This is a genomic window from Knoellia subterranea KCTC 19937, assembly GCF_000768685.1.
Taxonomy (GTDB): Bacteria; Actinomycetota; Actinomycetes; order Actinomycetales; family Dermatophilaceae; genus Knoellia; species Knoellia subterranea.
Map to the genome: position 1 here is coordinate 56,111 of NZ_AVPK01000006.1, position 12,970 is coordinate 69,080.

The 12,970-nt window shown below is 69.7% G+C and carries 12 protein-coding genes; 10 read left to right on the top strand and 2 right to left on the bottom strand.

Annotation, left to right across the window (positions count from 1 at the left end; genetic code table 11):
* Positions 1-70: 70 nt before the first annotated feature.
* From N803_RS11175 to N803_RS11195, 5 genes are all read left to right on the top strand, one after another.
* Positions 71-322, top strand: a complete 252-nt coding sequence (locus tag N803_RS11175; RefSeq protein WP_035905584.1) for a type II toxin-antitoxin system VapB family antitoxin — start codon at positions 71-73, stop codon at positions 320-322.
* Between the two features lie 3 nt (positions 323-325).
* Positions 326-724, top strand: a complete 399-nt coding sequence (locus tag N803_RS11180) for a type II toxin-antitoxin system VapC family toxin (RefSeq protein WP_035905299.1) — start codon at positions 326-328, stop codon at positions 722-724.
* Positions 725-786: 62 nt separating this feature from the next.
* Entirely contained in the window at positions 787-1,203 is a 417-nt protein-coding gene (locus N803_RS11185; protein ID WP_035905301.1) for a DUF4446 family protein, read from the top strand.
* Positions 1,200-2,141 carry a prephenate dehydratase gene (gene pheA / locus N803_RS11190; RefSeq protein ID WP_035905302.1) on the top strand — a complete coding sequence of 314 codons (942 nt, stop codon included), beginning with the start codon at positions 1,200-1,202 and terminating at the stop codon, positions 2,139-2,141. The genes N803_RS11185 and pheA overlap by 4 nt, the downstream gene beginning before the upstream one ends.
* 24 nt (positions 2,142-2,165) lie before the next feature.
* A complete protein-coding gene (locus N803_RS11195; protein WP_035905304.1) occupies positions 2,166-2,444 on the top strand; it encodes a hypothetical protein in 279 nt (92 codons plus the stop codon).
* A gap of 107 nt (positions 2,445-2,551) precedes the next feature.
* Here N803_RS11195 and N803_RS17570 read toward each other — a convergent pair whose 3' ends face one another.
* The gene (locus N803_RS17570; protein WP_052112194.1) at positions 2,552-3,622 is read right to left on the bottom strand and encodes a 1-acyl-sn-glycerol-3-phosphate acyltransferase; all 1,071 of its coding nucleotides are present in this window, start codon (positions 3,620-3,622) and stop codon (positions 2,552-2,554) included.
* Positions 3,623-3,721: 99 nt separating this feature from the next.
* Positions 3,722-4,546: a patatin-like phospholipase family protein gene (locus N803_RS11205; RefSeq protein WP_035905588.1), complete on the bottom strand. Its 825-nt coding sequence runs from the start codon at positions 4,544-4,546 to the stop codon at positions 3,722-3,724.
* Between the two features lie 46 nt (positions 4,547-4,592).
* Here N803_RS11205 and N803_RS11210 point away from each other — a divergent pair, with 46 nt between their 5' ends.
* The 5 genes from N803_RS11210 (at position 4,593) to efeB (ending at position 12,964) form a co-directional block, all read left to right on the top strand.
* Positions 4,593-5,987, top strand: coding sequence for an HAD-IB family hydrolase (locus N803_RS11210; protein ID WP_035905305.1), 1,395 nt, complete (start codon positions 4,593-4,595; stop codon positions 5,985-5,987).
* Between the two features lie 114 nt (positions 5,988-6,101).
* Entirely contained in the window at positions 6,102-9,440 is a 3,339-nt protein-coding gene (locus N803_RS11215) for a DEAD/DEAH box helicase (RefSeq protein WP_211253506.1), read from the top strand.
* Between the two features lie 196 nt (positions 9,441-9,636).
* Complete coding sequence (efeU, locus tag N803_RS11220) at positions 9,637-10,518, top strand: iron uptake transporter permease EfeU (RefSeq protein WP_035905307.1); 882 nt, start codon at positions 9,637-9,639, stop codon at positions 10,516-10,518.
* Positions 10,515-11,651 carry an iron uptake system protein EfeO gene (efeO, locus tag N803_RS11225; RefSeq protein WP_035905308.1) on the top strand — a complete coding sequence of 379 codons (1,137 nt, stop codon included), beginning with the start codon at positions 10,515-10,517 and terminating at the stop codon, positions 11,649-11,651. Before efeU ends, efeO begins: the two co-directional genes overlap by 4 nt.
* Positions 11,648-12,964: an iron uptake transporter deferrochelatase/peroxidase subunit gene (gene efeB / locus N803_RS11230; protein ID WP_035905312.1), complete on the top strand. Its 1,317-nt coding sequence runs from the start codon at positions 11,648-11,650 to the stop codon at positions 12,962-12,964. The genes efeO and efeB overlap by 4 nt, the downstream gene beginning before the upstream one ends.
* Positions 12,965-12,970 lie beyond the last annotated feature (6 nt).

Below are 12,970 nucleotides of genomic sequence, written 5' to 3' on the forward strand. Positions count from 1 at the left end.
TCCGGAGCCGCGTTCTTCCTCAGGTTCTGCCTTTCTTCCTGACCGGGTGGATCGGACCTATCATGGGTTCATGGCGCTCAACATCAAGGACCCGGAGACGGATCGCCTCGCCCGTGAACTGGCGCTGGCGACCGGTGAGTCGATCACGGTCGCGGCTCGGCGCGCCATCGAGGAGCGCCTCGAACGGGTGCGCCACCAGAAGCGCACCCCGCGACGTTCCGTGGGGGAGGAGATCATCGCGAGGGGGCGTGCCCGGAGCATCCTCGATGCGCGGCCTGTGGATGAAATCCTGGGCTACGACGCGCACGGGCTACCGTCCTGAGTCATGGTCATCGACAGTTCGGCGCTCGTCGCCATCGTGCTCGGAGAGTCCGAGGCCGAGGCGTGCCTGAAGGTCATGGAGACCACGGCTGAACCGTTGCTGATCTCTCCGATCACCCTCGTGGAGTCGACCATCGTGGTGGAGGCCAGGAGCGGTCCGGATGCTGTGCGCGACCTCGAGCTCCTCATCGGCGAGTACGGAATCCAGGTCTCACCCTGCGCCCCGAGCGACACCGCAGCCGCTATCGAGGGATGGCGGCGATTCGGCAAGGGGCGGCACCCGGCAGGTCTCAACCTTGGCGATGTCTTTCCCTATGGCCTGGCCGTGAGTCGCGGGGACGCCCTGCTGTTCAAGGGCGAGGACTTTGCCCGGACCGACGTACGCCGAGCACTCTTGTCCTGACGGCGCCACCCACGGACCGGACGAACCCGCGAGGGGTGGGCACACGGCATACGCTGGCCGTCATGTTGGGGATCAACGGCCTCGAGGTACTCCTCCTCCTGGTGATCGTGCTGCTCCCGCTCATCGTCCTCGTCGCGCTCCTCGTCGTCATCGGGCGCCTGAGGACCCGGGTGGCGCAACTCGAGCGGCAGCGGCCCGTCGGTGCCGGTGACCTCGAGGCGCTGCGTGCCGACATCGGTCAGGCGCTGCGGCACGTCGCGGTCGTGCGTTATGACGCGTTCGGCGACATGGGTGGGCGGCTGAGCTTCAGTGCCGCCATCGTCGACGACCGGGGCGACGGGGTCGTGCTCAGCTCGATCCACGCGCGCGGCGAGTCACGCACCTATGCCAAGGGCATCACCGACGGCGGCTCCGACACGACCCTCACGCCCGAGGAGCAGCAGGCTCTCAGCGCGGCACGGACAGGAAGGCAGCAATGACCGGCGACGGGACGACCCGCTACGGCTACCTCGGCCCGGAGGGCACGTTCACACAGATGGCGCTGCTCGCCTGGTCGGCCTCCCACGAGGGTGAGGCGGTGCCGTTCGGATCCGTGGACTCGGCGCTGGATGCGTTGCGGCGCAGTGAAATTGATGCCGCAATGGTGCCGATCGAGAACTCCGTCGAGGGTGGCGTCTCGGCGACTCTTGACGCGTTGGCCTCCGGCGACCCACTCGTCGTCATCGGTGAGGTCAACGTGCCGATCACCTTCGTGCTGGCCGCCCGCCAAGGGGTGACGCTCGCCGACGTCCGAGCCGTCGGAACCCACTCGCATGCCTGGGCCCAGGTGCGAGGCTGGATGGACGCGAATCTGGGGCGGGCGGCATACATCCCGACGCTGTCGACCGCAGCAGCAGCGGCAGGTCTCGCCGAGGAGGGGACCGAACAGGGCTACGACGCTGCCGTCTGCGCACCTGTCGCGGCGGCCAACCACGGGCTCGAGGTGCTGGCCGAGGACATCGGTGACACGGCCGGCGCCGTGACCCGGTTCGTCCTCGTCGCCCGGCCCGGCTCACTCCCGGAGCGCACCGGCGCCGACAAGACGACGGTCATGCTGTTCCAGCGGCACAACCGCGCGGGTGGTCTGCTCGAGTTGCTGGAGCAGTTCGCGGTCCGCGGCATCAACATGACCCGTCTCGAGTCGCGCCCGACGAAGTCGTCACTCGGGTCCTATTGCTTCTCCATCGACTTCGAGGGGCACGTCCTCGACGAACGCGTCGGCGAGGCGCTCATGGGGCTCAAGCGCGTGTGTGCGGAGGTGCGCTTCCTCGGGTCCTACCCGCGCGAGGACGGGGCTCAGGTCGAGGTGGCGCCGCTGACGTCGGACGCCGACTTCGCCGGGGCCCGGGACTGGCTCCACTCACTCCGCCGCCCCTGACAACGGCCCCGATAGGCTTGACGCGTGAGCCGGATCGAGCCCATGCCGCCCTTGGAGGGTGCGTTCCCCCAAGGCCTGCCCCCGCTTCCGCCGGGCTTCTTCGCACGCCACCCGCGGATCGGAGCGGTGCTGCATCTGGCCTGGGGCCTCGTCTTCCTTGCCTGGCTCGTTCGGGTTCTGGAGCGCGACGGTTTCGATTGGTTCACCGTGGGGGCGCTCATCGTCCTGTCCGCGGGGCTGGGCGCCTCGATTGCGACGTTTCCTCGCCGGGCCGGAAACGAAATCACGACTCCTCAGCTGTGAGTCGACCGACTCCTTGTCCTACGGGATCCGTCGCCAGACGTGCACGTGGTGCGGCAAACGGTTGGGCTGAGGTCGACAGCAGCCGATGGCCCCGTGTGAAGCGGGCGTCAGTCGGACTGCGGTGAGGCCTCTGCCGCGCGCTGTGCCCGGTCGTCGGCTCCGCCCTGGGCTCTGCCCTCGACGGTGGTGACCCAGGCGTCGATGTCGGACCACTCGTCGTCGATCCATGCCTCGATCGCCGCAGGTTCGTCGGGAACGTCGGACGCGGCATACGTCCGCGTTTGGACGAGGAACGGACGGTCGGTGAACGGGATGGCGCCCCAGATCTCGGCCGGCGTCGTCAGCTGTCCGAACCCGGCGTGCGCGACGATCATGACGTCGGCGTCGGGGCGAGCCTCCATGGCCGCGATGACGCCACGGGTCTTGGGCGGCAACGTGTTCCAGAGCGAGATGGCGCGACGGGCGCGGAGCTCCTGACCCGCCTCGCGCAGCCGTGAGATGAGGGCGCGCCGACGCCCCGGCGAGAAGTTCTGCCCCTCGGGGAAGAGCAGCAGCGCGTCGTCCTCCTTGAGTCCACGCGCCAACTCACGCACCCCGGACACGCGGTCGTCGCCCGCCCCAGTGCGTGACGGGACGAAGTAGGACCTCATCCGCGTCAGCAGCGCGTCAACCGTCGGATCCCACCGAAGGGCTTCTGCGAGAACGATTTTGGGCATGCGCCCCGCCGTGTGACCGAGCAGCCAGGCCAGTGCGAGTGAGTCGCCGGGACCCGCATGCCGGGCAAACGCGATGAGCGGCGCTGTCTCCGAGCCGAAGTGCATGCGCCCGTCGAGCCGCACCTCGAAGCCCACCCATTGGCGCGCGAGGATCATCGCGCGGTTCAGCCCGGCGAGGAACACCGCCTCGTGGTCGTCCTCCCACTGCGGGCCCTCGCGCGTGGGGTTCTTGAGGGACAGCCGCCAGCACTCCATGAGCATGCGGACATCGACCCACACGAGCCCCACGCCGAGGACGCTCACCCGGAACAACCGCGCCCGCTTGTCGATGAACGAGTGGAAGGCCCCGGCGACGATGACCGGTGTCGCGAGGCCGGTGACCGCGGCTGCGCCGACGGGCCAGACGATCGGGAGCACCTTGCGCGCCAGGCGCGGCGGCTTGGGGATTCCGGCCAGTCCCATGACGTCGACTGTATGCCGTCCGCCCGCCTCCGTGCCCGCCTTCCGGGAGCTCTCGGTTCGCTTGACCGCGGCGATCAGGCGAAGTGAGAGGAACCCACTTCAGGCGGGGAAGTTGGGGTGGGTGAGGTAGGCGGAGGTGGCGGCGTAGGCCTGGGTGGCCCGGGCGCGCAGCCGCGACGTGCGGCCATGGGTGAGCGAGACGGACGGGGTGTCGGGGGCGCCGCTGGGGAGGACGTGGACCTCGACGCCCTCGGGGATCGACTCCATCTCGTGGACGTAGCGGTGCCGTCGGGCGATCTCGAAGGCCACGACCCCGACCTCCCACGGGCGGCGCGGCGGGGTGAGCGGCTGCTCGACCCGACCGACCTGGAGCACGAAGATACGGTCGGCGCCGAGGTCGACGGCCCGGCCCACGGGGATCGAGTGGACGAGGCCGCCGTCGAGGTAGTGCCTCCCGTCGATCTCCACGGGAGGGAAGAGCCCCGGCACCGTGCACGACGCCACGACGGGGTCGACGAGCGAGCCCTCCGAGAACCAGCCCGAGCCCGCCGTCTCGATGCACGCGGCGACGCACTGGAACGGGACCTCGAGCTCCTCGAACGTGTCGACCGGGAGGTGTTCGTCGATGATGGCGCGCAGCGGCTGGCTCGAGAGCAGGTGCGTCCGGAAGCGCGCGATCCGAGCGGCCGAGCGCATCGGGTTCTCGAGGAAGATGCCGCTCGCGCCAACGTCCTCCCAGACCGTTCCGAGGGCGCGGATGCCCTCGACCGACGGATCGGCGGCGACGAACGCCCCGTTGAGGGCGCCGATGCTCGTGCCCACGACGAGGTCCGGCCGGATTCCCTGCTCGGCGAGGGCACGCAGCATCCCGAGCTGGGTCGTGCCGAGCACCCCGCCACCGCCGAGCACGAAGGCCGTCGTCATGACCATCAGCCTATGCATCGGGGCCCACAGACATAGGGTGGTCCCCATGCCCGGTGCAGCGTTCTTCGACCTCGACCGCACGCTGCTCCAGGGCGGATCCGGCCCCCATCTCTCCGCGGCGATGACCGAGTTCGGTCTCGTGCCGCGGAAGCTGCCCGGCCAGGACTTCCTCTTCAGGGCGTTCGACATCCTGGGCGAGAATCTCCCGTCGATCTTCCTCGCACGTCAGGCCACGCTCGTCGCCCGCGGCAAGGACCAGCGCAGCTTCGACGAGGCGGCGGCCAGCGCGGCGGAGGTCATCGCCGAACTCGTCCATCCGTTCGCGCTCACCCTCATCGAGCAGCACAGGGCCGAGGGGCGACCGGTCGTCATGGCGACGACGACACCCGAGCACCTCATCCGCCCCCTGGCCGATCGGCTCGGCTTCGACCACGTGCTCGCCACCCGCTATGGCACGAAGGAGGACGGGCGCTTCGACGGCTCGATCCGTGGGCCGTTCGTGTGGTCGACCGGCAAGTTGGCCGCGGTCAAGCACTTCGCCGCCGCGCACGACATCGACCTCAAGGACTCCTTCGCCTATTCGGACTCCATCTTCGACCTGCCACTCCTGGAGGCCGTCGGGTCGCCTGCCGCGGTCAACCCCGATCCACGACTGACGATGTATGCCGTGGCGCGCCGGTGGCCGATCGTGCACTTCGACGTGTCGCCGGGTGTCCTCAAGATCCCCGTCGTGGGCGTGGAGCTCCAGCGGATCGCGCTCGAGGCCCTGCGGTCGACGTTCTTCCCGGCGGCACGCTTCGACATCCAGGGCATCGAGAACATTCCGCGCCACGGCCCGGTCATCCTCGTCGGCAACCACCGCAGCTACTTCGACCTCGTCGCGTTCGCGCAGGTCATCCGGCAGTCGGGGCGGAGCGTGCGGTTCCTCGGGAAGAAGGAGCTGTTCGACGTCCCGTTGGCCGGGGCGTTCTTCTCCGCTGCCGGCGGCATCCGCGTCGACCGGGCCGAGGGTGGCGCCGAGTCCTATGACATGGCGGCGCTCGCGCTCGAGGGTGGCGAGATGGTCGCGCTGCTGCCGGAGGGGACGATCCCTCGGGGTGAGGCGTTCTTCGACCCCGAGCTCAAGGGCAAGACGGGTGCTGCCCGACTGGCTGCGGTGAGCCGCGCACCCGTCATCCCCATGGGGGTGTGGGGCACCGAGAAGGTATGGCCACGGTCCTCGACCCTGCCCAACCTCACGAACCTCTCCAACCCGCCGCAGGTCAGCGTCCACATCGGGGAGCCGGTCGAGCTGAAGTACCGCTCGCCAGTGGCCGACACGAAGCGGATCATGTCGGCGATCAGCGATCTGCTCCCGCCCGAGTCGCGGGAGCGGCATACGCCGACCGCCGAGGAACTGCGGTCCACGTATCCGGGTGGACGGGTCCCCGACGAGGCCTGAGGGATTTTCCACAGCGGCTCGGGCGTTGCGGACTTGTCCACAGATCTCGAATGGCCCGTGCGCCGTGTCGGCGGGACGGCATACGTTGGGCGTCGTTGAGGCGCGACGAGGGAGGTGAGCCGACACGTGGAGCAGGCCCACATCCTGGAGGAACTGACCGACGTCGAGCTGGCGCGCGCCTTCGGTCCGCTGACGCTGGCTCGCGGGGTGGAGTACGCGCGGGCCGGGCGGGTCACGAGCATCGTCCTCGCCGACCGCGGCGCGCGAGCGGCAGCCCGGGTCCTCGGTAGTGGCGCCAACATCTATCGCACCGACATCGCGCTCGACCCGGACAGCCCGGGGAGCCACCTCGACACCGACTGCACCTGCCCCGTCGGGGTCGCGTGCAAGCACGCCGCAGCCCTGACGATCGCCCTGCGGACCCAGAAGCCGTGGCGCACCGAACAGGAGTCCGGCGGGTCCGAAGGGTCGGCCGCAACGACGGAGTCGTGGCGTGATGCCCTTGACGAGTTGCTCGACGTCGAGGAGCCCGACCTCGAGACCTCTCCGGTGGGGCTGCTGCTCGACGTGGAGACGCCGCGGACCCAGCGCTGGAATGCCGAGGCGGGGCCGTCGGTGCAGCTGCGACCGATGGTCCCCGGTGCCGTCCCAGGACGGTGGATCAAGACGGGCATCTCGTGGGAGGCGATGGCCGGCGGCTACTACTCGTCATACTCCTACAACGTCGACGGAGCCGCCCTCGACGCCCTGACCGCCATCGCGGACGCCCACCGGCGTGCGAGTCGGATGGCGAGCTATGGGCGCATGCCGGCGTCGATCCCCCTGTCGCTCGTGGGCCGTGGGTGGGTGGGCCTGCTCGCCAAGGCGCGGGCCGCCGGCGTCGTGCTCCTGTCCCAGTCCTCCGGCGGGGGCGAGGTCCACCTCGTCGAGGCGCCCGGCCACTTCACCCTGCACCTCCACCCGTCCAACCCCAATGCTGCCGCGGCTGGGCGTCCGACCGACGTCCGGGCCGTGCCCAGTCTCGAGCTGCCCGAGGGGGACGGCGATGTCGTCATCGTCGGCGACCCACCGACCGGCTGGTTCCGGGTCGAGGGGCGCGACCTGCGGCTCGGCGGCTTCGGTCCCGATGTCGATCTGGCTGCTGCGCGCGTCGTTGCGCGAGGGCCCTTCACCATCCCGAGCGCCGACTGGTCGAATTTCGCCGTCGACAAGCTCCCGGTGCTGCGGCGCCGAGCCGCGGTGCAGACCCACGACGGTCTCACCCTGCCCGAAGTCGTGCCGCCGCGACTGCACCTGGGCGTGCGGTTCGACAAGAAGCACACGGCCCGCGTGGCGTGGTCCTTCCGCTACGGGCCGGTCGACGCGCCGATCACGGTGCCGCTGGCCCGTGAGCGAGTGGTCTTCCGTGACCCCAACGCCTTCCGCGACGCCGCCGTCGAGAGCGAGCTGCTCGAGGCGATCCCGAGCCACGCCGACCTGCCCGCACTGTGGGACCTCACCCGCTCCGGATGGGCACCGCACGAGGCGGTGACCCTCACCGGCTTCGACACCGTGGCCTTCGCCGAACTGCTGCCCGAGATCTCGGCACACGCCCAGGTGGAGGTCGACGTCGTCGGTGAGCCCGCGGCATACGCGGAAGTCACCGAGGCGCCCCGCATCGCGATCGGGACGAGCGAGTCCACCGAGGGCAACGACTGGTTCGACCTCCAGATCTCCGTGACCGTCGGCGGGCACGAGGTGCCGCTGTCCGATCTCGTGACTGCGCTCGCGCGCGACGAGCAGCGGATGCTGCTCCCCGACGGTGCGTGGTTCACGCTCGACCATCCCGAGCTGCACCGACTCCGGTCGCTCGTCGAAGAGGCGCGGGCGTTGCAGGACAAGCAGTCCGACCCACTGCGGTTGTCCGTCCTCCATGCCGGGCTCTGGGACGAGCTCGTCGAGATCGGCGTGGTCGAGGAGCAGTCGAGCCACTGGCAGCGAGCCGTCGATGCGCTGCTGGGCATCGACGCCGACCACAACCCGCCACCGGCCGAGGTGCCGAGCACGCTCAAGGCGACGCTGCGCCCCTACCAGGAGGACGGCTTCCGCTGGCTTTCCCTGCTCTGGGACCTCGGCCTGGGCGGCGTCCTCGCCGACGACATGGGACTCGGCAAGACCCTCCAGGTCGTCGCGACCGCCCTGCGCGCCAAGGAGCGCGGCGAGCTCGCCGACCCCATGCTCATCATCGCGCCGACCTCCGTTCTCGGGACGTGGGTTGACGAGGTCGCGAAGTTCGCGCCCGACCTGTCCGTGGCCGTCCTCGACCGAACCCGGGCCAAGGCCCGCGTCCCGATGGAGGACGCCATCGTCGGTGCCGACCTGGTGGTGACCACCTATGCAGTGGCGCGGATCGACGCGGAGGCATTCCGTTCCGTCCCGTGGTCCGCGGCGGTCCTCGACGAGGCGCAGTTCGTCAAGAACCACCAGGCGAAGACGTATGCCGCGGTGCGGCGACTGCCGGCCCGCGTCACCTTCGCGCTCACCGGAACGCCGCTCGAGAACTCGCTCATGGACCTGTGGTCGCTCTTGTCGATCGTCGCCCCGGGACTCCACCCACGCCCTCAGCTGTTCAAGGAGCAGTGGGCCAAGCCGATCGAGAACGGCTCGTCGCCCGAGCTCCTCGCGACCCTGCGCCGACGCATCCGGCCACTCATGCTCCGGCGCACCAAGGAGTCCGTCGCCGCGGACCTGCCACCCAAGCAGGAGCAGATCCTCCACGTCGCCCTCAACCCGAAGCACCGCGCCATCTATGACCGGCACCTCGCTCGCGAGCGGCAGCGACTCCTCGGACTCATCGATGACCTCGACGGCAACCGCATCGCGATCCTGCGTGCGCTCACCGTCCTGCGCCAGATGGCCCTCGACCCCTCGCTGGTCGACGCCGAGGCCTATGGCGGCGTGGCCCCCAGCGCCAAGGTGGAAGCCCTCGTCGAGCAGGTGGCCGAGTTGGCGGCCGAAGGGCACCGGGCCCTCGTCTTCAGCCAGTTCACCGGCTTCCTGTCGCTCGTGCGCGCGCGGCTCGAGGAGGAGGGCATCGAGTACGCCTATCTCGACGGATCGACGCGCGACCGCGCCGACGTCGTGTCCGGGTTCCGCACCGGCGACGCACCGGTCTTCCTCATCTCCCTCAAGGCCGGTGGCTTCGGCCTGACCCTCACCGAGGCGGACTACGTGTTCGTCCTCGACCCGTGGTGGAACCCCGCCGCCGAGAACCAGGCCATCGATCGGGCCCACCGCATCGGCCAGACGAAGTCGGTCAACGTCTATCGGCTCGTCTCCACCGACACGATCGAGGAGAAGGTCGTCGCCTTGCAGGACAAGAAGCGCGACCTCTTCGCGCGGGTCGTGGACGACGGCAACCTGCTGTCGAGCGCCCTGACCGCCGACGACCTGCGTGGGCTGCTCGACCGCTGAGACCTTCCGTCCCTGCGTCGGGGATCGTCGTTGGGGTGATCCACGGTGATCGTGGGCCGGCGCGGGGCGGCGTGGGCCGACCTTCAGGCTGGACCGGCTTGACGGCGGCACCGGGAAGAGGCGTACAGTCCCGCACTGAGGTAAACCTCACCTAAGTCTGAAAGTCACTTCTCGACAGTCCTGAATCGCAGGTTCCATGCTCGTCAGCAACGCCCTCATCGGTCTCCGCGAAGGTCTCGAAGCCGCACTCGTCGTCGTCATCCTCGTGGCGTTCCTCGTCAAGACCGACCGACGGTGGGCCCTGCGCTACGTGTGGCTCGGGGTCGTCACCGCCGTCGTGCTGAGCGCCGGGCTGGCCGCGCTGCTCACGTTCGGCACGCGTCAGCTGAGCTTCGAGACGCAGGAGCTCATCGGTGGCAGCGCGAGCATTCTCGCTGTCGCCTTCGTCACGGCGATGGTGTTCTGGATGAAGTCCGCCGCCCGCACGATCTCGGGTGAGCTCAAGGGCCGGCTCGACAAGGCGCTCGACCTCGGACCACTGGCCGTGGCGCTCGTCGGCTTCCTCGGTGTGGGCCGTGAGGGCCTCGAGACGGCGATCTTCTTCTACGCGACGACCGAGGCGGCGGGCGCGGGCGAGAGCCAGCCGCTCATCGGCTGGCTCATCGGTCTGGCCGCGGCGATCGGCCTGGGCTGGCTCATCTATCGCGGCGCGATCCAGATCAACCTCGGCCGCTTCTTCAAGTGGACCGGCATCGCCCTCATCCTCGTCGCGGCCGGGATTCTCGCCTATGGCATCCACGACCTGCAGGAGGCGCAGTTCCTCCCGGGCCTCAACACGCTGGCCTTCGACGTCTCGGGCACGATCCGCCCGGACAGCTGGTACGCGACCCTGCTCAAGGGCATCTTCAACTTCACGCCGGCGACGACGGTCCTCCAGGCAGTCGCCTGGGTCGTCTACGTCACGGTCGTCCTCACCCTCTTCCTCCGCCCCTCCAAGGCACCTTCGGCACCCAAGCCCGCCACAACCGCCGCGGCGTCCCTCGCCACGAACCAGAACCCTTCAGGAGAACCCGGATGACCCGCCGCGCCCTCGCGATCACCCTCGTCCCCGCCGCCTTCGCCCTCGCCGCGTGCGGTGGAGCGAACGACGACGCCCCGACCGCCGACGGCAAGGGCCCCATCGCGGTGACCGCCAACGACACGACCTGCGAGGTGGCGCGCGCCGAGGCCCCCGCCGGGCAGATCGAGTTCACCGTGTCCAACAAGGGCACCAAGGTCAACGAGTTCTATGTCTACGCCGCGGGCGACCGCATCATGGGCGAGGTCGAGAACATCGCCCCGGGCCTGACCCGCACCTTCCACGTCGAGGTCGCCGAGCCCGGCACCTACGAGATCGCCTGCAAGCCGGGCATGGTCGGCAAGGGCATCCGCCACGACTTCACCGTCACCGGCGCGAGCGCTGCACCGCAGTCGGCCGACGCCAGGATCCAGGCCGCGACCGCGTCCTACAAGCGCTACGTCGGCAGCCAGGCCGACGCCCTCCTCACCGGGACGACGGAGTTCGTCGGGCTCGTCAAGGCCGGCAAGGTCGACGAGGCCAAGGCGCTCTACCCGACGGCCCGTTCCTACTGGGAGCGCATCGAGCCCGTCGCCGAGTCCTTCGGTGACCTCGACCCCAAGATCGACGGTCGTGAGGACGTGGTCGAGGAGGGCATGAAGTTCACCGGCTACCACCGCCTCGAGCAGGACCTCTGGGCCAAGGGTCTCCAGGCCGACAGCAGCGCCATTGCCGACCAGCTCCTCGCCGACGTCACGACGATCGTGACCGAGGCCAAGAAGGTCGAGTTCAACGGCCTCCAGCTCGCCAACGGCTCCAAGGCGCTCCTCGACGAGATGGCCACGGGCAAGATCACCGGCGAGGAGGAGCGCTACAGCCACACCGACCTCTGGGACTTCGCCGCCAACTGGGAAGGCTCGAAGGGTGCCATCGCCGCGCTCCGGCCGGTGCTGGAGGAGCGTGACGCCGCGCTCGTCGCGTCCTACGACCAGCGGGCCGCGGCGCTCGACGCCCTGGTCGCCAAGCACCAGAAGGGTGACGGCTACCAGCTCTACACCGAGCTGACGCCGGTCGAGATCCGGGCACTGAGCGACTCGCTCGACGCGGTCGCCGAGGACGTCTCCAAGGTCGCCGGAGTGGTCGCGGCAAAGTGAGCTCGTCACCGCAGTCCCAGGAATCCGGTGCCACCCGTCGCAGTCTTCTCGCCTCGGGTGCCGGCGTCGCCATCGCCGGCGCTGCCGCGGGCCTGACGTATGCCGGCCGCCCCGGTTCCGTTGCGGCGCACCAGTCCTCGTCCGGTCGGGGTTCCTCGGGGTCCGCCTCGGCGGAGCCCGTGCCGTTCCGCGGCGAGCACCAGGCGGGGATCGTCACGCCGGCCCAGGACCGGATGCACTTCGTCGCACTCGACGTCGTGACGAAGGACCCGGCCGAGCTCCGACTCCTCCTCAAGGAGTGGACCCGAGCGGCCGAGCGGATGACGTACGGCGCCGAGGCCGCTCCCGGTGGCGTCGTCGGTGGTGGGCCCTACCAGCCGCCGGCCGACACGGGCGAAGCACTCGACCTGCCCCCGTCGAACCTCACCATCACGATCGGCTACGGGCCGTCGCTGTTCGACGGCCGCTTTGGGCTGGCCGGGCGCAAGCCGGAGGCCCTGCACGACCTTCCGGGCTTCGTCGGCGACGACCTCGATCCGGCACGTTCCGGCGGAGACCTCTGCATCCAGGCCTGCGCCGACGACCCGCAGGTCGCTGTGCACGCCATCCGCAACCTCATCCGGATCGGCTTGGGCGTCATCTCGGTGCGGTGGAGCCAGCTCGGCTTCGGCCGCACCTCGTCGACGTCGACGAGCCAGACGACACCCCGCAACCTCTTCGGCTTCAAGGACGGCACGGCCAACATCAAGGCCGAGGACTCCGACGCCCTGACCAAGCACGTGTGGGTCGATCCCGCCGACGTCCCCGGCAATGCCGCGTGGATGGCGGGGGGTTCCTACCTCGTCACCCGGCGCATCCGCATGCACATCGAGGTCTGGGACCGGACACCGCTCCAGGAGCAGGAGGACATCTTCGGGCGCGACAAGGCAGTCGGGGCCTCGTTGCACCTGCCGGTCGACAAGCGCGACGAGTTCGCACCCCTCGACTTCGAGGCCAAGGGTGCCGACAACCAGCCGCGCATCCCGATGGCTGCGCACGTCCGGCTCGCCCACCAGAGCCAGCTGGGCGGCATACGGATCCTGCGTCGTGGCTACAACTTCACCGACGGCAGCGACGGAAGTGGGCACCTCGACGCCGGGCTGTTCTTCGTCGCGTTCGTCCGGGACGCCCACAAGCAGTTCGTGCCGATGCAGCAGGCGCTGGCCAGGGCAGACGTCCTCAACGAATACATCGAGCACACCGGATCGGCCCTCTTCGCCGCCCCGCCCGGTCTGGGCACTGACGACGACTGGGGTACCCAACTCTTCGGCTAGACCCAA